The organism is Geomicrobium sp. JCM 19039 (assembly GCF_000698145.1).
In the GTDB taxonomy this organism is placed as follows: Bacteria; Bacillota; Bacilli; order Bacillales; family Marinococcaceae; genus Geomicrobium_A.
This window is the reverse complement of sequence record NZ_BAXB01000001.1, coordinates 13,706-32,855: the sequence shown is the minus strand read 5'-3', so window position 1 is coordinate 32,855 and position 19,150 is coordinate 13,706. Positions and strand designations below refer to the sequence as shown.

The following is a 19,150-nucleotide window of genomic DNA, read 5'->3' as shown; positions in this document are numbered from 1 at the left end:
ATATTTGTCTAAATTTAGCTATACAGAGAGAAAAATCGTTAGAAATTGCAATTATTGTAGGAATATAAATGTAAATCGCTTATCATATACACTAGAAAAGCACTAGACCTTTACGTCTTATATGTAGGTGAAGCCATGAATCAAAACTCACAAAGTGTACTATTAGACAAATTGAAAATGTGGTTTAAGTTTGTCGGATTGCTAGACATTGATCAAGCGGAACAATACCGCTCTAGCATTCGTTCAAAATTACAGAACGAACTATTACCAGAAGCCTTTGAGTCAATCTACAGCCTTATTGAATTTCGCCACCAATTAGTGATCGGTACTTTGCGAAATCATCCTATCCGGCAAAAAGAATACTTGGTTGATGCTGTCGGAGAAATGTTTTTTAATGATTTTCACAAGTACGTGTTCTTCTCAAACCAAGGAATCATACATTTTAACAATAATAATTATATGACCGCTTTGGACTGCTACCGTGAGGCAGAAACAGCACTCATTGATCTTGACTCCATTGAACAGGCCAACTTCTACTATCGATTCGGGCAAATCTATTATCGACTTCATCAAAACATTGCTGCCTTTAGTTACTTCGAGTCGGCAGCTTTCATCTATGAACTAGAACCGCCATTACGTTATAAACTTGCAAACTGTCAAAATTACATTGCAGCAATCTATTCAGAGTTAAGTCAGATAGAAGATGCAGAGCGGATGTTTTTTAAGGCAATGGAAACCTCAAAGGGGATCACCAACACAACAGGATCGTAAAGCGCACATATGGACTACACCTAATGCGTTATAAGCATTATCACCATGCGAAGCAAGTCATAATATCCTCTCTTGATGATATGAGTAATAACACGACTCTCCAAATAAAATCGAATTTTAATTTAGCTGTCATTCATATCCGATTAGGAGAGATCGAGCTTGGTCTTACCAAGTTATCCGCACTAAAAAGCTCCCTTAATCGATTTCATCTTGTCGAACAACAAGCAAAACTTATCATTCTTGAAGGATTGTTCCATAAAATGGGGGTGTGCTACGAAACGATTGATCAAGGAATAGATATGATGGTTGAACGTGAATTGTATTTTGAAGCTCATGAAGCTTGTGAGTCTGTCTCTGAAATACTTGAGTCACAATTTAATGAGACGAGCAAAGCGCTAGTATATTTACGACAATCCATGGAATTTGCAAGAAAATTAAACCATATAGGGGTAGCTAATCATGAAAAAAATTAGTTCATCATTATTCGTATTAGTGCTTGCGATAAGTATGTTGTCGGGATTCTCATCGATGGACGGGTCGTTAGAAGACGGGGTAAGCACGAACTCTATATCGGTAAACGATGCAACTCCGGATGATAAAGCTGATGGCGAAGATTAAAAACCAGGAAAAGAGGAAGCATCTGTTCTAAGATTGCTTCCTCTTTTTAGCAACAATATCTTTAAATGTATTCATCTTCTTTTTTCGGATGGCCCGTTAAATTCACGACAAGGACTAGCTAATTCAAATAGACACCTTAGTTATCGCCACTCTCCATTTTGAAAACCACGACCCCGGTAGCTATGACGGATCCTACTATAAGAACAACACTCATGATCGCCGTCCGCGTTTCTCCTATCAACCCTTTCATCAGTGGCCCTAGCAAAAGAGCGACGCCAACAACGATGAGCATGGTTTCGATTGTTTTTGCTACTCGATCTCTAGAGGCTCGTGACGAGATCTTCTGAAAAGCCAATCCAAACGAATGAGAGCAAGTGTAGCTTTTTCTTTACACCAATCAAATAGCCGAATATTATTAATAATATTCCTAGTATATATGCGATGGCACTCATAAAACTGACCCCTTTGCGCAATTGAAGATGCTCGTTTTTGAAGTCTTTTTGCATCATTCCGTGTGCTAAGCTTCTCTCTAGCTACGTTTATACTCATGTCAAAGATTCACAATAATCAATCCCCTCTCCAAAAATTAAACTTCGCTAACTATAGATCCATATACTTATCCATTATTTTTTAAAAGCCCTCCCTCATTGCAAACTTTCTCGTCATGCTCTGCAAAACGAGTTCGATTCTTACTTAGTACTAATGAAGTTCATTCGTTGTTTTATCAATCGAAGTGAATGGGTATGGGTTTTTAACAAACAGTATGTCTTCTTACCAATTTAAGCTGGCCTTTTAACACCTCGGGTTCTCTACGTATCTTGAATGGGTCACCAACTAACCTGCACTGAAAAGGAAGGTTTTCAATGCGTAAACTAGTGCCATTAATCATAATAATTTTTTTGGCCGCGTGTAACGATGATGACTTATCCATTTTCTCTGGGAATGTAACGGAAATAACGTCCGCAAACAATAATTTTAAGTGGGTTTATGTTGAACAAGAAAATGAAGGGAATGAAGACGAAAATACCATTATCTTTTCTGTTCCACCTGAGATGTATGAAGAAATTGAAGTAGATGATGATATCACCGTTTACTATGACGAGTTTGTCGGCAGAAATGAGTCTTTACCGCCGCAGCAATTTGGTGTTGAGAGAATTGAGTTCAACGGGATTTAGAGATGGAGGAGTGAGGATTTGTTTAATAGGTTTTTGTACTGACGAATTAAATTAATGAACGAGTATTACTCCCCTTTGTTTTCTTTTACACCTGAAATATAACGAAAAAAATTACAGCCAAGCCTATTGTTAACAAAGCTATAGCAATAACTACTTTTAGAATATATAGTTCCTGTAAATGAGATGTAACCGAGTTGCGTGTTATAACATCGTTCGATACAATAACACCACTACCTGTTGTCCACAATAAAATAGAATACATTAGGAAGCCTATGACAACTACTGATATAGCTAGCACAAGTTGTAATCACTCCAAGAAAGAATTATATATCTTACATCATATCCCCTCTGAATATATTGAATACACATTATTATGAATAAAATTAATGAACGAAACATTAATTGAAATACCTAATATAGCGGAGTACATTCCCCTATACACACACTATAGTTAAGGAATTTGTGAAGTTAAACCTATCTATATAAGTTGAACGAAAGAATTTCACTGAATCCGATGACCGAGCTCGGTCTTTACAGGCAAACACCTACCGATCGTCTGTTGAAGTTCATCTCACTTCGATGTCGATCGTTGTTCGTTACTGCAAGGGTTGTGGGAAACACAGAAGACGTTTGCTGAATGGTAAAAAGACGTGACCGATGGTAACCACCTGAAGCAAGCGTGTGATCTCCTGTCACGTATGTGACAATCCAGCCTTTAAACCGTGAACTTTCGGTCCTCAACGGTCACATATATTCAGATTTGTGACCGTTGACTCCGTTTATGTGCGCATCCACGTTTAAAATGATGATTTTTCTTTCTCAAGTGTCACACAAATAAATATATGGGGCATTTCGGCTTCTTTCCACACCGTGACCAGTAGGCCAGAAACGTGAACCGTTTCGTCGTTATGCTCTAGAGTGTTAAGAAAACACGGTGGGCGTACTTTGACCACCGATGTTGCACTTGTGCTCTGGAGTGCATAGAAAACACGGTGGGTGTATTTTCGCCACCGATGTTGCCCTTGTGCTCTGGATTGCAAGCATCCGCCTGCAGTGGAAAGCAACAACAAACTGTGCAATTAAGAAAATGTTACATTCTATCTAGAAACGAGGACGTTATTAATGAAGAATATTGTAATCGGAGTTCTTGGTATGGGCTTTGCAGTAAGTCTTATATTTAATTTATTTCTAATTAATGAAGAGCAAAATCGAATTCATGGATTTACCTCTTATATTAGTGAATTCAGGAGTCAGGCGAGCGGGGCTTCATATGCAGCTCAATTGCACTTAGAAAATCAAACAGATGAATCATACCACCATTTGTTAATGGAGGTAAAACAACTGGAAAATTTGTGGGTGAAGGGTCCCTCATTTTTTCAGAACGGAATGAGCAGTCCTAGCCCATTAGAGCCGTGGGGTAAGTTACATAGAGTTATTCGTGGTGAAACGGGTGAAGAGTATGAGTTTAACTCCCCACAAGGGTTAAGAGAAGAGGAAGAACAATTCTTAGAAGAGATTAGTGACACGTTTTCTCATATTGATTACAAGATTAGGGAGAAAGGAACTTTGACTGTTGAAGAATACAACGATATCATACGCGAGTTACCAGCCACTTAAGGGCACTTAACATTCCAGTGGTATCATTGAGACAGAGCAATTTAGGCAGATGGTTGCTTTAGTCGTTGCGCGCCAATCAGGTTTAGCACCAAAATATTTATCAGTTACTCTCTTACTTTTTATCGCGCCATCAGCAATATCGTTACTTAGACCTATCGGCATTTTTACTACTAAGATACGCACGCTGTAAGTTTGCGAAAATATCATATTTTAAATTCACTCCATATAAAATCAACAGTTGATGGCACCCCTACCCCCAACTGTTAAGCGCCAGCCGTTCAGCGCACAGACCGAGATGTTGAAAGCCTGAATGACGGAATGACTTGGGTTATCTAATTTATACAGAAAAAAACCGCCCGCAAAGCGGACGGCTCACTACTTTATTCTACGGTAACGCTCTTAGCAAGGTTACGTGGTTTATCTACGTCACAGCCGCGGTGTAGGGCTGCGTAGTAAGAAATGAGTTGGAGCGGGATGACGGATACGAGCGGTGTCAAGTAGTTGTGCACGTTCGGTACAACGACTTGGTCATCTGGGCGGTGCGTGCCTTCCATGCTGACGACGCACGGGTTGGCGCCGCGGGCAACGACTTCTTGGAGGTTGCCGCGAATGTTCAGGTTGACGCTCTCTTGAGTAGCCAGTGCAATGACCGGTGTTCCTTCTTCGATGAGCGCGATCGTGCCGTGCTTTAATTCGCCACCTGCAAACCCTTCTGCTTGGATATATGAGATTTCTTTAAGCTTTAGTGCGCCTTCTTGAACGACGTGATAGTCAAACCCTCTTCCGATAAAGAAAGCATTGCGCGTCTCTAGCAAGAAGTCGCGGGCGATCTGCTCCATGTCGTCTTTGGAATCGGTGAGTGTCTCCATTGCATTGGCAACGATGCTCAATTCATGGATCGCATCAAAGTCACTGTCAATCCCCGCTGCTTGGGCAGCATCCATCGCCAAGATGGATAATACCGCCATTTGCGCCGTGTATGCTTTCGTTGAAGCAACAGCAATTTCTGGGCCGGCATACGTGTACAAGGCGTGATCAGCTTCACGGTCAAGTGTTGAGCCAGGAACATTGGTAATCGTTACTGACGGATGACCCGCTCGTTTGACGTTTACGAGCACGCCGCGGCTGTCTGCCGTTTCTCCACTTTGAGAAATGAAGATGAACAGCGGTTGTTTTGACAAAAGTGGCTGGTTGTATAGAAATTCGCTTGCGATATGCACTTCAACGGGAATGCCTGCAACATTCTCAAGCAATTCTTTTCCGACAAGGCCAGCGTGATAACTTGTGCCTGCTGCAATAATATAAATGCGGTCCGCTTCGGTTACAGCTGCACGGATATCTTTGGACAGTTTAATCTCATTGTCCTCATCTTGGTACTGCTGGATGATGTTTCGGATGACGAATGGCTGCTCATCAATTTCTTTGAGCATGAAATGAGCATACGTCCCTTTCTCCGTGTCGCTCTCATCCAATTCTGCTTCGAATGATTCGCGCTCAACCGGCGTACCGTCCAGCTTTTTGATTTGGACCCCATCACGATTTAAGATGACCATTTCTTCATCCATCAGTTCAACAAACGTTTTCGTCACATGAAGCATCGCCATTGAGTCAGACGCGACAACGTTGGCTTCATCGCTAAGACCAACGAGCAGCGGGCTCTTGTTCTTACCGACATAAATCGTGTCATGGTCCTCTTCATCAAGAAGGGCAATGGCGTAAGATCCTTCTAACAAAGCAAGCGTTTTTCGGAACGCTTCTTCTGTACTTAAGCCTTTTTTAGCAAACGTTTCGATGATCTGTACAATGACTTCTGTGTCTGTGTCACTGACGAGATCCACACCTTGAAGATATTCAGCTTTGAGCTCTTCAAAGTTCTCAATCACACCATTGTGTACAAGTGTATAGCGCTCCGTTGTACTTTGGTGAGGGTGCGCATTCGTAATGTTGGGTACACCGTGCGTCGCCCATCGTGTATGACCACACCGATTGTGCCTTTCGGGTCTTGAATGTCTGCTTTTTCACGAAGGGTCGCGATGCGTCCCTTTTCTTTCACAACCTCTACGTGCTCGTCTACGATCGCGAGTCCAGCAGAGTCGTATCCGCGATACTCAAGCTTTTCCAACCCTTTTAATAAAATATCTTTCACCGCTTGTGATCCTACATAGCCTACGATTCCACACATAAATGATTCCTCCATTATGGGGACGAGGACAATGCTGTTCACTGGGGACAGTTGTCACACGTCCCCGCTCCGTTTATTTAAAATTCACATGTGCCAATGTGTGTTCTTTGTACGAAAAGTCGCCTCTTCGTTTTCAGTACACGCTTGCGGTCGTGACATACAACCGGGAGGTATCCGCCGATGTTCGATAAACCTCCTCCTCGTCAACTGTTTTATCTTCGTCCAAAACAGTCCGGGCGCTTATGAATCATTTTGTATGATCCCCGATGCTCCTTTCTATGTTTGAATAACATGGCAATCGTACTACACGTTTGAGACGAGCGTCAATCAAAAAAGGGCTGAGCAGAAATCAGCCCCACAGTTAGTGTTATGACTGATTTCCGAGTTGCTCTTGAATGACTGCTGAAATCTCGTTTACATACTGTACGCACAGTGCGTCACTTTCTGCTTCGACCATCACACGAACGAGTGGTTCAGTCCCAGACGGACGGACGAGAACTCTGCCATTCCCATTCATTTGCGTCTCGACAGCTGCAATGATTTCTTTCACAGCTTCGTTGTCTTGAACTGCGTGTTTATCAACGACACGAATGTTCTCTAATCTCTGTGGAAAGGTTTGAACTTCTGCAGCAAGCTCCGAAAGTTTCTTGCCTTTCACTTTCATGATATTCACAAGTTGCACAGCGGTTAACATGCCATCGCCCGTTGTTGTGTGATCGAGGAAAATAATGTGCCCAGATTGCTCACCGCCAAGGCTGAACCCACCTTCGCGCATTCTTTCCATCACATATTTATCGCCAACGGCTGTTTGTGTCGATTGAATACCTGCTTGGTCTAACGCTTTGTATAACCCAAGGTTACTCATGACTGTCGTTACAATGGTATTGTGGGCAAGCATCGCTTCTTCTTTCAAGTACTTCCCGCAAATATAAAGAATTTTATCGCCATCTACGAGCTGTCCATTTTCATCAACAGCAATGAGGCGATCCGCATCTCCATCAAAGGCAAGCCCAATGTCGGCTTCTTTCTCACGCACAAGTTGCACGAGCTTTTCAGGTGGGTAGAACCCACGCCGTCATTAATGTTCGTACCATCTGGACTATTACCAATGGTGGAAATGTCTGCGTCTAAGTCTGCAAACATCCTCGGTGCGACAGAAGCGGCTGCACCGTGTGCACAATCGAGCGCAATGTGAATGCCTGTGAACTCTTCATCACTCGTTTGTTTTAAATATTGAACGTACTTCTGGACACCTTCATAATAGCTACTTACACTTCCTAGACCGGTGCCTGTCGGACGCGGAAGCGTGTCTTCTTGATCAACAAGGGCTTCGATTTCTTCCTCTTGCTCTCGTGACAACTTAAATCCGTCACTGCCGAAGAATTTAATGCCGTTGTCTTCTACTGGGTTGTGTGATGCGGAAATCATAACCCCTGCCTCCGCATTCACAGCTTTCGTAAGAAAGGCCACACCCGGTGTAGTGATGACACCAAGCTTCATAACCTCCGCACCAATCGAGAGCAGTCCTGAGACTAATGCTCCTTCAAGCATCGTTCCAGAGATTCTCGTGTCTCTCCCAATTAGCACTTTCGGCTGCTTGTCATCTTTGGCCAACACATACCCACCGGCACGCCCTAAGCGGAACGCTAACTCCGGGGTTAACTCTGTGTTTGCTACACCTCTTACACCATCTGTGCCAAAATACTTACCCATTTCAATATCTCTCCTTCATGCTTACCCTGTTATAAACTATTCAACTAATCGCTTTCTGTTATCTCAACAGGCACATTATCGATTTCTACCGAGTAATCAAAGTCAGTTGGACCCTCGATTTGAATAGGTTTACGCGTTTCCCCAGTTTCCAATTGTTCATCCTCAAAATCAATATACAGGCGTAAGTTCTCTTCACTAAACTCCTGTAACTCCTCTTCATCCCCATGTACGTTGACCATATACGTTTCAGCTTCTCCTGCGGGTATTGTCGCATCGAATCCCGCAGGCAGGTTATCGAAGTCGAGTGGCATTTCTATACTCATCACATCTTCAGCATCCGTCACTTCAATTTCAAGTGTGACCACTTCCGGACGAACGTGCTCTACACCGTCTGGAACGGGAACTTCAACTTCTCGGACTTCGCTTTCGGCCACTCCCGACAAATCAAGTGTTCCTAAAAAGATGGATTCAATATCTTCGATTTGATCCATGGGACCGTAAATCGTCGCCGTTTCTGTATCAATACTCATGTCAATGAGTTCGAGTCCTTCCGGCAAGTCTCCTTCGACGTCATAGTCAAGCGTCACTTCAGCGGAAGGACGAATGATCGGCACTTCAACTTCTACTGTCTCTGGTTCAACATTCGTATCCAACTGTTCACCATATGGACCATACACAATCACATCGACCGTTTGCGTAATCGTCTCTTCTGCACCCGCAACATCAATGAACGCTTGCAGTGAACTAATGTTATCCAGAACAGAGGCGCCTGCATTGATTTCAACTTCTCCTGGCGTAACTTCTGGCTCACCGACAGTATGTCCTTCTGCTATTTGGTCTTCATTCATTAACTCCACTTCCACCGGAAGCGTGACCGACTGCCGTTCTTCAAGTACGACTCGCGCCGTACTCGGTTCCACACTGACCGTCAACCCACTCGGGAAGTTCGCTGTCTCCACATCTACAGTGTGAACCCCTTCTGCATACCCTTCCAAATCAACATAAATCTCGTAGGAAGGGTTGGTCACTTGGAAAAGCGTCAGCGCGCTTTGTGTTCCTGACACTCTTACATCAATGTCATCATCAATCTCCGCAATCGCATACTGCTCATTGTCGTAATACACTTGGAGCTCTGCTTCGCTAAGAGAGATTTGCTCGGTGCTCATTACTGGTGTCGTACCTGGATTGCCAACGTCATCAAGGTTAACGAAAAGAAAGAGCATCGTTGCAATAAGCAAAGAAACAAGCTTTAAAAACCAGTGATTATTGAAGAGCCTATCCATCTTTTCGCCCTCCCCATTGCCAGAATGATGCATTCGATGACTTCGTATTTTTCAGAAGTTGATTTTCCAACATTTTCCTTATCGTATCATCGTCCAAATCCCGGTGCAATTCTCCGTTTTTCGTCACAGAGATTGCTCCTGTTTCTTCAGAAACCGTTATTGTAATTGCATCGGTTACTTCACTCACACCTATCGCAGCTCGGTGTCTTGTGCCCAACTCTTTTGAGATAAACGGATTTTCAGAAAGAGGCAAATAACAAGCAGCCGCCTCCAATATGTTGTTCTTAATAATCACCGCACCGTCATGAAGCGGGGCGTTAGGCATAAAGATATTGGTGACCAGCTCCGTAGAAATTTGAGCTTTCACTGGCACACCCGTTTCAATATAGTCGTTCATTCCCGTTTCATTTTCAATGGAAATCAAGGCGCCAATTCTACGCTTCGCCATGTATTTCAATGACTTCATTAATGCTTCGATCGTGTTAACGGAATTCTGCTCTTCTGGTGTTGGGCCTCGTCCGAATAAACGCCCTCTTCCTAGTTGCTCCAATGCTCTACGCATTTCAGGTTGGAAGATAATAATAATGGCGAGGACTCCATACGTAATCACCAAGTTCATAATAAATGACATCGTATGTAAACCGAAGAAGTTACTCAGAAAGCCGGCAGCTAGAATAACCGTAATTCCTTTTAGTAATTGTACCGCTCTTGTACCACGTACAATCGAAATCAATTTATAGACAACAAACGTAACGAGCAAAATATCAACAATTCTGCGTATCCACGTTAAAAGTTCGAAATCCTCACCAAACATTGATCTTCCTCCCATTAGGATATAAACGAGAAACCTCGAGAGGTTAGCACGCAACCATTATAACATAGCTGAAACCCGATGTTATCATTTCCAATGCGCCGCCCTATCTTCAGTATATCTCTGGCAAGTTTCTCCTATCCCTCCTGATTGTAGAAACGAGTTCCACTACACCTATTCCTACGACAATCGTAATCCCTCGTTACATGATTTTCCAATAAAAACCGCCTAAAACTACGGAATTTTAGCGGAAGAATCGTGAGAAATTAACGCATTTCGTTTTTTGGAGGATTTAGAAGGAAACACAAAAAAGCGATCCGGCACAGTTCGTACCCGGATGCATTTTTGTACATTCTTCCCGCTCAATGGGGAGTGGTGCACGAACGCATCACTCCATGCTTACGAATCGTCCCCAGTCGTTAACCCTGAGAAAAGCGATTTCGTCTCGTACCAGATCCACGAAAGAATTTCATTTATCTCTTCGACATTGCCCGCAACATTGCCCGCAGATGCCATATATTGTTCCCCATTAATAACGGTGAGATCACCTTCTACTTCACCTTGTACGTCAACATTCCCATTCCTTACCGTTAAGTCTCCTGCAACGGTTTCACCTTCAGGGATAATGACAGTGTTCGTTTCATAATTCACATGCACGTCGCCAGTCGCTCCTCGGACCATGACGTCATCTCCACTCATGCCGGACCAGTTTACCCATACCATCGAGGACATGAGCACAAGGAATACAGAAGCCGCCACGAGCATCGGGTGGTTTCTTGACCAGCGCTTCCAAGCAACAGAGCGTCTCTTTCGTTTCGGCAATGCATCCATCACGCTTTCTGTAAACTTACTCGGCGCGGTAATATGTGAAGCGCTCTGTACGAGCGCAATTGATTTCTTCACTTCATCATAATGGGATTTGCAATCTCCGCATTCACGCAAATGCTCATACAGTTGCATTCGCTCATCCCGGGTTAAGTCACCATCGAAATATCGCTGAATACGCTCACTGCTGCAGCTCATGTTGCCTTTTCCCCCCTTACTACCATTTTTTCAATCGCTTCCTTAGTGCCTCTCGTCCCCGATGAACGTGGGTTTTTATCGTACCTACAGGAAGATCAAGAATTTCACTCATTTCCTGCAAGGAGAGGTCTTCCATATACTTAAGAATAATCGCAGCGCGATATTTAGGAGGAAGTGCATTGATTTCTTCTTGAATCGACGCTTGCCATTCAAGGGTCACGACTTGCTCATCCGGAAGGGCGTCCGTTGCCGCCAATTGCGAGTATCCATCCAAGCCTTCCGTCCCGCTAACCTCAGCATCTAGCGAGTAGTCAGGCTTTTTCTTTCGGAGCTTGTCGATACTTAAATTGGTAGCAATTCGAAACAGCCACGTCGAAAACTTCCGATTGGTGTCATATCGGTCGATGTTCGTGTAGGCACGGATAAAGGCTTCCTGAGCAACATCCTGTGCTTCTTGGGCGTTGCCGACCATGCGATAGGCTATTTGATATACTTTATCTTTATATGCTTCAACAATTTGAGCAAAAGCCTCTGGGTCTCCAGCCTTCACTTCCTTTATGCATTGCTTTAACCAATCGTCCATCCCTATCCCGCCTTACGTCCGTTCTGTATGATTACGTCCCTGTCTATGTATAGGTTTCATTTATTTTTTTGATTGTATAAATAGTATAGAGGTCTTCACTATTCACAAAATAGTTCGCAACCTTCTTAGTGTACCACGGGATCAAAGGGTGGGTATCATCTTAATAATTTTTTAAAAGGGAGAGACCTTTTCGGTTAGTAAAACATAAAAAAAGAGAGCGGAACAAGGTTGTTCTACTCTCTTGAGTTCATATGTATGGAGCGGGTGATGGGAATCGAACCACATCATCAGCTTGGAAGGCTGAGGTTTTACCACTAAACTACACCCGCAAATTGGGAACATTTACTATGTTATCACAAAACGAATTGGTAAGCAATGGAGCGGGAGACGGGATTCGAACCCGCGACCCCCACCTTGGCAAGGTGGTGTTCTACCACTGAACTACTCCCGCATGTGAAATGGTGGAGGGGGACGGATTCGAACCGCCGAACCCTGAGGGAGCGGATTTACAGTCCGCCGCGTTTAGCCACTTCGCTACCCCTCCAAAAGAGTATAAGTAAATGATAAAACCAGCAAAATCGTTTGCTGGAGCCTTTATATCGCTATAGATAATTATTGGTGACCCGTGCGGGATTCGAACCCGCGTTACCGCCGTGAAAGGGCGGTGTCTTAACCCCTTGACCAACGGGCCGGACGCTTACATCTCTTGCTGACAAAATATATTATATGATCTCCACAACGAAAATGCAATAGTTTTTCTCAAAAAAATTTCATGCATTTGTTTAGGGGCAAAATAAATCGATGATTTCGCAGCCAAATGCTTAATGAGACACGGTTATGCATGAAAATATGCATTCAATTAAAGAAATCTACAGAACCCTATGGTCTAGATTGCTCTTTATGGGTAAAGCCTCCCTAATTTCATCTTGTTTCATTTCAAAAGTTCCAGTGCCGATCATTAATAGCCCTCGAAATTTCTGCGTTCAAAAACGAAAAGCTTTTGCCTAAGGGTATAAAGACGTGAACGGTAACCATCACCTGGCGCTAGGGCTATACCGACCTCTGAGGTTTTTATGTGACAATCCAGCCCTCAAACAGGGCGCTTTAGGGCCTCAACTGTCACGTATATCTCTTATTGTTACAGTTGACGGGGTATATGTGATACTTCAGTTTAAATATGATGACTTTCCCTTCCCAAACCGCCTCATAAATTAGTTTATGCGACACTTGGGCCTCTTTCTAGCCCCTAGACAGAAAGTGAAACGCGCACTTGTGCTCCGGCGTAAAAAGCAAACACGGTAGGTGTGCTTTGCCTACCGCTGTTTCACTTATGCTCTGGAGCAAAAACTTCCGCCTGTGTTGTAACCAAAAACCAACCGTGCAAGTGTGGTAAGGTTTACGCTTCTAACCTCGCGCAAGCGGCAATTCTATGTTTTAATACTGGGCTATTATTTCCTCAATCAGCTCTTGTGTTCGTCCATGAGTAAACCCATCAAAACCGTGTCTTCATACTGTCCGTCCACCCATTCATTGTCACGAAGCGTACCTTCAATCTGAAACCCGCACTTCTCGTAACATTTAATGGCCCTAATGTTGCCTGACCACGTGTCTAGTTGGAAGCGACGAACCGCAATGGTTTTATGCAAATACTCTACAAGCAGTTGCATCGCTTCGCTACCAAATCCTCGGTCCCAATAATTACGGTCACCAATGACCATGCCGACGGTGCAACTGTTCGTTAATGGGTGGTACTCGCGGTAATCACAATACCCGATAAACCGATCTTCATGATAGATGGAATAGATTCTTCCTTTTTCTAGTGAATTGGCTTGTTGGTAATGAGTATCATACCAGCTTTCCATTTGCTCAATCGTCAGACCTGACCAAAGGTGGGCATTCGTTCCTGCAGTAAGCTTGGCAAGTAGCGGGTCGTTTCTCCACACAAAGATCGTCTCTAACTCTTCTCTTTTTGGTGCACGTAACTCCACACAGTTTCCTTTTATCATTTGCCGTCTAGACCCTCATTTCCACTAATTTTCTGATAATATAGTAAGTGTACATCATCTTTATAATTTTCTGCAATCGGAGGTCATCATGGCATTATACGGAGAGTTTAAAAAGGAAGATTGGCTTCGCTCGTTGAATTTACAAGAGTCGGACATTCCAACTGCCACAATTATTCATGGAGAGTTTCTTCATGAGACGAATTTGCTTTATTGGGAAGGAACGCTCAATCACTCTCGTGCACCAGCGTGGAACTTACGGTTCGGTACTATGAATAACAAAAATATCGCCTACGCAAACGTGTATGGCAGTCCGATGGCAGCGACGGTTGTGCACCCTCTTGCCATTTGTGGCTGTGAACGATTTATTCAAACCGGCTACTTCGGAGGACTACAGGCTGATTTAACCTATGGAGAAGTCTTGCTCGTAACATCTGCGGAAAAAGACGACGGCGTTTCCGATAAGTACGGGCCTGCGAAGACGAGCCCAGCACTTTTGGAAGCAGCTCAAGCGTTTTGTGAAGAGAACAACATTGCTTACCGGCTAGGCTCAATTGTCACGACAGGTAGCTACATCTATGAAACGTCACCGATGATCGAACGCTGGGCTGCTGTTGGTCATACCGGTGTTGAAATGGAGGCGGCTGCAACGCTTGCCATTGCTGCTCAATACGGGCGGGAAGCGATTGCCGTGTTAAGCATGTCAGACCACTTGCCAAGTCAACATACGTTTTACAATGCGACAGAAGAACGGGCCGAGTTAGAAGAGCAAGCCGAAGAGAATGTTCGTCGCATCGCTAAACATTTGGCAACGCTAACTCGGGCATAGATCTTGCATTAATATACCATGATGCATACTACGGAAAAGGAAAAGGAAGTGAAAAGAATGAGCGTTAACGTTCACGTAAATGATCAAGGGTTGGCTACTTTGGAATTGGATCGACCGAAAGCAATCGGTTCCCTTAATCATGAAATGGTCCAAACGATTCAAGAGCAGCTTGAACATTGGAAGAACGATGACCACGTCAAAGTAATTCTTCTAAAAGGAAACAGCGAAAAAGGGTTTTGCGCAGGCGGTGACATTAAGACACTCGCTAACGCGAATAAGAGCGACGAAGATTTTGAACGAGCCCGTCAATTTTTCCTCGATGAGTACGCGCTGGATGCCGATATTGCCAACTACAAAAAACCGATCGTTGCTCTCTTGCACGGTGTCGTAATGGGTGGGGGCGTCGGCTTGTCTCAAGGAGCAAGTCACCGCATCGTCACGCACAATACGAAGTGGGCCATGCCAGAAATGAACATTGGATTCTTTCCAGATGTTGGCGCTTCTTATTATCTAAACCAAGCTCCCGGATACTCCGGAACGTACCTTGCTTTAACAGCTAAGGTCATCCCAGCAGAAGATGTTCTCTACATCGGTGCCGCAGACTTTTACGTCGATGATGTCACCCGTGTAGAAGAAACGCTTCGCAGTAAGAACTGGATGAACATTGATGCGCCAAGAGAAACACTCGATCAACTGCTCAAAGACGTGAGTGAAGAACCGAAACCGAGTGCACTCGCCGCCAAGCAAACACTCATCGATGAATTCTTTCATTTACATCAAGTCGAAGACATCGTGAAAAAGCTACGGGACGATGGCGGAGAATTTGCAACGAAAACCGCTGATACGCTTGAATCGAAATCTCCCGTTTCTTTAAAAGTAACTTTGAGACATATGCTCGAAAGCACACACCAGCCACTGGAAAAGGTATTGGAAGCTGACGCGACTCTAGCAATCAACTTCTTAAAAGCAGACGACTTCTACCGAGGAGTCGAGTCCGTTCTTATTAAAAAGGACAACAATCCACAATACACGTACCGCACATTGGAAGAAGTTAGAGAAGATGTGGTAGATCAATACTTCAAATAAAGGCAAAGTGCAGGGATTGCAGGGGGCGTGGGTGGTTAGTGTGCGCTTCGGTGTCGATTGTGTGCACTCTCATGTCGAAAGCGCGCACTTTGATTTTCTTTCTCGAAAATTGCTTTGTTCAACGGATATAGAGCACCACAAAGTAGCGCTCTATATTCCTTAACCGCGTGTTTAGGTTTTTGAAGGTAAAATGCCTTGAAGTACAATTGCTTGCAGCTGCTCCATCCCTTCCTCGAACGTTACGTTATGTTGCTGTAAATATTGAGTGTCTAAAAAATTTAGGAGCATCTCTTCTAACAGTGTTTTCAGCACCGTTACATAAGCGGTTGGAAACTTCGGCTCAACTAACTCAATGAACGGTTTCCAAACCGCACTTACTTGGTTTGCAACTTTTTCATGTAAAGCGGGGTATTTCTTTTCTAACTCGTCCGCATGTTGAATGATGATGCCTACGTCATAATTGACTGGCAAAGAAGCGAATACTCGCTCCATCTTCTCCGCTTCAGATAACGTGTGATCGTTCACAATCGTTCGGTCAATCGCTTGGATGTCACGGAACACAAAGTCAATCGTCCGGCTAAGCAATTCTTCTTTGCTAGAGAAGTATTCATATACCGTGCGCTTACTCGTGCCGAGCGCTCGTGCTACTTGCTCTGTCGTAAAGCGTATGCCATTCTCAGCAATTACACCGATAATGGTGACGTAGATGGCGTCATTCAGTTCCTTTGTCATCGCTTTGCCCCCTCATCTACCTGTTTGACCATGCGATACACCGCAAACGGCTTTTGGTCAGACTGATGAACGATGTGAAAACCAACACGCTCATAAAGTTTACGTGCTGCTGGATTGTTTTGGTCTACGGTGAGTGAAAGCTTGTCTAGCCCTTGTTCGCGTGCAAACTGCTCTGCCTTGTGAATGAGCATCGTACCAATCCCTTTTCCACGGCTTTCTGGCAACATCGCCAACGTACCGATATGAAACTCACCTTCTTTTGCTTCTTTTAATCGGAGCATGGACCTGAAGTCTTTTCGATTCTTTAAAGAATGAATCAAGAAGCCGAGATGACGATATCGTAAAATCTTAACCGCTGTCGGAAAAAGCAATCGGTCCATCGTTTTCGCAGGATAACACGTCATTAACCCTAGAATACGGTCGCCTTCCTTTGCAACATACGCATATTCGTGACTAAAACGGTTGTTATCCGCTCTCCACAACATCAACATCGTGTCGTCGATAACATGTTGATTGTTTGACCCTACAACTGTTTTCGTAAACGTATTGAGCGCCATCGCATTTAATTTCGCCCCTACAGAAGATCCGCGTTCTGCTTTTTGAATCGTTACTTCTGTCGTCATCTTCATCACCTCTTGGTACTGTATTGTAAATTATAGTACCATCTACTGAATCAAATAAACAATACCTCGCGAGAACTCCCAGAAGTTGACAACGAAAGAACGTCCGTTTAAATAATTGGTGATGAACCGATCTAGCTTTAATGCTTCATTCATTTTGATTGTAAGAATGCTTATTCAGTGTCGAGCCTTGACGTACTGTTAACAGAAAAAGAGTTACCTAGTAACGGTTTAAATCAGCAGTAAAACGTGAACGCATTACTTCTTAAAAACGTCTTTCAGACGATCACTAAATGAACGCTCATCCTCAACGACTAGCTGTATTTCTGAACTGCTAACACTCCTTTGATCACACACATGGAGGGTTGTATGACCTTCCTTTACTGCTTCAATCGTACACGTTCGTCCGTTCATCTGAATAACCTTTACGACTCGCTCATCTGCACTTCTCCACATGAGCTCGTCTTCATCAAAGTCTTGCTCATCCGGCTTTAGCGCTGCCTTCACTTGATGCTGTTCTCCTACGGTTAACGATTGTTCTTCAACATTCGTGACTAGGCGATCAACCGTATCCGTTTGCTCTCGCCACGTATTGTGTAAATGAGTAATCGTCAAATCCTTTACCGTTATGGTCCCATCTGCTGCATACCACTCGATGCCATCATTCGTCGGTTCGGTATAGATGAGTGAAGTAAACACCGTCACTCCTTGCTGAACGAATAGTTCAATTGACGACTCGTCAACGAGCACTTTCAAATTAATGTATTTTCGGCCCCCATCATACTCTGCCTCATAACGTTGTCCAAATGGAAACTTCTCACCACACCGATCGACGATCGTCTTCAAGCCCGCATTGGTTCGGTCAATAAAGACTTTGTTATATTCCACATCCACACCAATTAAGGCTTCCACCCCGTCTCCGTGACGCAGACGAAGTCCAAACTCACGTAGCTCTTCCCACGTTACGGTAGCTTCCAACAAATAATTCGTCCCTTGGAAATGTAGTCGAAATGGTTCATCTTGAACTTCAAACGTTTTGAACTGCCTTTCCTTTGAATGCAGTTGTTCAATTTCAGCCATCGGTTGTTGTGCCAACCGGAGTTGACCTTCAGGATTCGTGACTAAGCTTAACTCTCTAGGAAAACTCATCGAGCCCATCCACGGATTTGTTGGGGATTGATACGGATAACGCCAATTTGCCATCCAACCTAGCCAAATCGTTCGGTCATTTACATTATAAAACGTCTGGGCTGCATAAAAATCTTGACCATAGTCGGTAACGAGTACTTCATCCGATGGATTGTCATTTTGAAACGCATACCCATCAAACCGACCGATAAAGTACTGTGCAGTCGAGCCTTTCGTTTCGTCATTGTCACCTACGCTCACGTGCAATACCCATTTCTCGTTTGCACGTGAGCCATCTACAGGCAATGGAAACAGATCTGGACATTCCCACACCGCAACGTGCAAGCCTTCGTGCTCACCAAACTCACTACTATACGTCCAGTCTACTAAATTATGTGAGCGGTAAAATGATACGGTTTGATCCGTTGAAACGACCATGACCCAAGCATTTGAATCATCATACCATAAGACTTTCGGGTCGCGGAAATCTTTTATACCCGGATTGTTGATGACCGGATTGTGTGGGTATCGTTGCCACGTGAACCCGTCGTCACAACTATACGCAAGCGACTGTGCTTCTCCACCCTCTGTACTCGTATAAAACGCAACTAACCCTTCACCACGATCAAACAGACCAGAATGATTGGAATGATCCATAACTACACTTCCAGACAGCGCTTGTCCTAATTTATCATGTTCTAATGCAAGCGGAAGGTGCTTCCAATGCAACAAATCTTCGCTGATTGCATGAGCCCAATTGCCATCTTTTTGATGAAATAGATGATACGTTTCGTTGTAATAAACAAGGCCATTTGGATCCGCCAAGTTGCCTTTTGGTGTTGAAAAATGAAATTGCGGGCGGTAGCGTTCGGTGTACTCATGCTGATTGGATGGACCTTTGTTCATATCTTCCTCTTACTCCTTTACGTCAATGCTTCATCTACTTTCTCTATTCTCGGTAAGTACGTCATATAAA

At 43.9% G+C, this 19,150-nt stretch carries 16 protein-coding genes, 4 tRNA genes and 2 pseudogenes; 7 read left to right on the top strand and 15 right to left on the bottom strand.

Going from position 1 to position 19,150, the window contains the following annotated elements:
* Positions 1–135: 135 nt before the first annotated feature.
* Genes JCM19039_RS00150 through JCM19039_RS24090 form a run of 3 tightly spaced genes read left to right on the top strand, consistent with a single transcriptional unit; the run spans position 136 to position 1,389 of the window.
* On the top strand, positions 136–771 hold the full coding sequence (locus JCM19039_RS00150) for a tetratricopeptide repeat protein (RefSeq protein WP_042422675.1): 636 nt from the start codon (positions 136–138) through the stop codon (positions 769–771).
* A gap of 23 nt (positions 772–794) precedes the next feature.
* A complete protein-coding gene (locus JCM19039_RS00145) occupies positions 795–1,244 on the top strand; it encodes a hypothetical protein (RefSeq protein WP_042422673.1) in 450 nt (149 codons plus the stop codon).
* A complete protein-coding gene (locus JCM19039_RS24090; protein WP_193744098.1) occupies positions 1,231–1,389 on the top strand; it encodes a hypothetical protein in 159 nt (52 codons plus the stop codon). The genes JCM19039_RS00145 and JCM19039_RS24090 overlap by 14 nt, the downstream gene beginning before the upstream one ends.
* A gap of 320 nt (positions 1,390–1,709) precedes the next feature.
* Here the strand turns inward: JCM19039_RS24090 and JCM19039_RS26125 are convergent, their stop codons facing one another.
* Complete coding sequence (locus JCM19039_RS26125; RefSeq protein WP_255343594.1) at positions 1,710–1,841, bottom strand: hypothetical protein; 132 nt, start codon at positions 1,839–1,841, stop codon at positions 1,710–1,712.
* Between the two features lie 411 nt (positions 1,842–2,252).
* Here JCM19039_RS26125 and JCM19039_RS00135 point away from each other — a divergent pair, with 411 nt between their 5' ends.
* On the top strand, positions 2,253–2,564 hold the full coding sequence (locus tag JCM19039_RS00135; RefSeq protein WP_042422668.1) for a hypothetical protein: 312 nt from the start codon (positions 2,253–2,255) through the stop codon (positions 2,562–2,564).
* Between the two features lie 1,122 nt (positions 2,565–3,686).
* Positions 3,687–4,181, top strand: coding sequence for a hypothetical protein (locus JCM19039_RS00130; RefSeq protein ID WP_042422665.1), 495 nt, complete (start codon positions 3,687–3,689; stop codon positions 4,179–4,181).
* Positions 4,182–4,561: 380 nt separating this feature from the next.
* Here JCM19039_RS00130 and glmS read toward each other — a convergent pair.
* The 11 genes and pseudogenes from glmS to JCM19039_RS00075 all read right to left on the bottom strand — a co-directional run bounded on the left by glmS (position 4,562) and on the right by JCM19039_RS00075 (position 13,764).
* Positions 4,562–6,363: pseudogene (gene glmS / locus JCM19039_RS00125) on the bottom strand (glutamine--fructose-6-phosphate transaminase (isomerizing)).
* 367 nt (positions 6,364–6,730) lie between these two features.
* Positions 6,731–8,076, bottom strand: a pseudogene (gene glmM, locus JCM19039_RS00120) (phosphoglucosamine mutase).
* Between the two features lie 44 nt (positions 8,077–8,120).
* Positions 8,121–9,359, bottom strand: a complete 1,239-nt coding sequence (locus JCM19039_RS00115; RefSeq protein ID WP_052398364.1) for a YbbR-like domain-containing protein — start codon at positions 9,357–9,359, stop codon at positions 8,121–8,123.
* Positions 9,352–10,173: a diadenylate cyclase CdaA gene (gene cdaA, locus JCM19039_RS00110; RefSeq protein WP_042401772.1), complete on the bottom strand. Its 822-nt coding sequence runs from the start codon at positions 10,171–10,173 to the stop codon at positions 9,352–9,354. The genes JCM19039_RS00115 and cdaA overlap by 8 nt, the downstream gene beginning before the upstream one ends.
* Positions 10,174–10,569: 396 nt before the next feature.
* The gene (locus JCM19039_RS00105; protein WP_042422662.1) at positions 10,570–11,193 is read right to left on the bottom strand and encodes a zf-HC2 domain-containing protein; all 624 of its coding nucleotides are present in this window, start codon (positions 11,191–11,193) and stop codon (positions 10,570–10,572) included.
* Between the two features lie 19 nt (positions 11,194–11,212).
* Positions 11,213–11,776 (bottom strand): RNA polymerase sigma factor SigW, encoded by a 564-nt coding sequence (gene sigW / locus JCM19039_RS00100; RefSeq protein ID WP_042401767.1) that lies wholly within the window; start codon positions 11,774–11,776, stop codon positions 11,213–11,215.
* A 256-nt stretch (positions 11,777–12,032) separates the two neighbouring features.
* Positions 12,033–12,105, bottom strand: a tRNA-Gly gene (locus tag JCM19039_RS00095).
* 47 nt (positions 12,106–12,152) lie between these two features.
* Positions 12,153–12,227, bottom strand: a tRNA-Gly gene (locus JCM19039_RS00090).
* Between the two features lie 8 nt (positions 12,228–12,235).
* Positions 12,236–12,320 (bottom strand) — tRNA-Tyr (locus tag JCM19039_RS00085).
* A gap of 72 nt (positions 12,321–12,392) precedes the next feature.
* Positions 12,393–12,467 (bottom strand) — tRNA-Glu (locus tag JCM19039_RS00080).
* Positions 12,468–13,236: 769 nt separating this feature from the next.
* Positions 13,237–13,764: a GNAT family N-acetyltransferase gene (locus JCM19039_RS00075; RefSeq protein WP_052398363.1), complete on the bottom strand. Its 528-nt coding sequence runs from the start codon at positions 13,762–13,764 to the stop codon at positions 13,237–13,239.
* Between the two features lie 106 nt (positions 13,765–13,870).
* On the opposite strand from JCM19039_RS00075, the gene JCM19039_RS00070 reads away from it, so the two are divergent.
* On the top strand, positions 13,871–14,608 hold the full coding sequence (locus JCM19039_RS00070) for a hypothetical protein (RefSeq protein WP_042422655.1): 738 nt from the start codon (positions 13,871–13,873) through the stop codon (positions 14,606–14,608).
* A 57-nt stretch (positions 14,609–14,665) separates the two neighbouring features.
* Positions 14,666–15,694, top strand: coding sequence for a 3-hydroxyisobutyryl-CoA hydrolase (locus tag JCM19039_RS00065; protein WP_042422652.1), 1,029 nt, complete (start codon positions 14,666–14,668; stop codon positions 15,692–15,694).
* Between the two features lie 171 nt (positions 15,695–15,865).
* On the opposite strand, the gene JCM19039_RS00060 is transcribed toward JCM19039_RS00065, so the two are convergent.
* From JCM19039_RS00060 to JCM19039_RS00050, 3 genes are all read right to left on the bottom strand, one after another.
* Positions 15,866–16,426 carry a TetR/AcrR family transcriptional regulator gene (locus tag JCM19039_RS00060; RefSeq protein WP_042422649.1) on the bottom strand — a complete coding sequence of 187 codons (561 nt, stop codon included), beginning with the start codon at positions 16,424–16,426 and terminating at the stop codon, positions 15,866–15,868.
* Positions 16,423–17,049, bottom strand: a complete 627-nt coding sequence (locus JCM19039_RS00055; protein WP_042422646.1) for a GNAT family N-acetyltransferase — start codon at positions 17,047–17,049, stop codon at positions 16,423–16,425. The genes JCM19039_RS00060 and JCM19039_RS00055 overlap by 4 nt, the downstream gene beginning before the upstream one ends.
* Before the next feature lie 255 nt (positions 17,050–17,304).
* Positions 17,305–19,080, bottom strand: a complete 1,776-nt coding sequence (locus JCM19039_RS00050) for a glycoside hydrolase family 32 protein (RefSeq protein WP_081834229.1) — start codon at positions 19,078–19,080, stop codon at positions 17,305–17,307.
* Positions 19,081–19,150: the final 70 nt, after the last annotated feature.

Coding starts and splice junctions, on each gene's coding strand:
- JCM19039_RS00150 (WP_042422675.1), top strand. CDS start 136: ATGAATCAAAACTCACAAAGTGTACTATTAGACAAATTGAAAATGTGG.
- sigW (WP_042401767.1), bottom strand. CDS start 11,776: ATGGACGATTGGTTAAAGCAATGCATAAAGGAAGTGAAGGCTGGAGAC.
- JCM19039_RS00115 (WP_052398364.1), bottom strand. CDS start 9,359: ATGGATAGGCTCTTCAATAATCACTGGTTTTTAAAGCTTGTTTCTTTG.
- JCM19039_RS00055 (WP_042422646.1), bottom strand. CDS start 17,049: ATGACGACAGAAGTAACGATTCAAAAAGCAGAACGCGGATCTTCTGTA.
- JCM19039_RS24090 (WP_193744098.1), top strand. CDS start 1,231: ATGAAAAAAATTAGTTCATCATTATTCGTATTAGTGCTTGCGATAAGT.
- JCM19039_RS00105 (WP_042422662.1), bottom strand. CDS start 11,193: ATGAGCTGCAGCAGTGAGCGTATTCAGCGATATTTCGATGGTGACTTA.
- JCM19039_RS00135 (WP_042422668.1), top strand. CDS start 2,253: ATGCGTAAACTAGTGCCATTAATCATAATAATTTTTTTGGCCGCGTGT.
- JCM19039_RS00065 (WP_042422652.1), top strand. CDS start 14,666: ATGAGCGTTAACGTTCACGTAAATGATCAAGGGTTGGCTACTTTGGAA.
- JCM19039_RS00050 (WP_081834229.1), bottom strand. CDS start 19,080: ATGAACAAAGGTCCATCCAATCAGCATGAGTACACCGAACGCTACCGC.
- cdaA (WP_042401772.1), bottom strand. CDS start 10,173: ATGTTTGGTGAGGATTTCGAACTTTTAACGTGGATACGCAGAATTGTT.
- JCM19039_RS00130 (WP_042422665.1), top strand. CDS start 3,687: ATGAAGAATATTGTAATCGGAGTTCTTGGTATGGGCTTTGCAGTAAGT.
- JCM19039_RS00145 (WP_042422673.1), top strand. CDS start 795: ATGCGTTATAAGCATTATCACCATGCGAAGCAAGTCATAATATCCTCT.
- JCM19039_RS26125 (WP_255343594.1), bottom strand. CDS start 1,841: ATGAGTGCCATCGCATATATACTAGGAATATTATTAATAATATTCGGC.
- JCM19039_RS00070 (WP_042422655.1), top strand. CDS start 13,871: ATGGCATTATACGGAGAGTTTAAAAAGGAAGATTGGCTTCGCTCGTTG.
- JCM19039_RS00060 (WP_042422649.1), bottom strand. CDS start 16,426: ATGACAAAGGAACTGAATGACGCCATCTACGTCACCATTATCGGTGTA.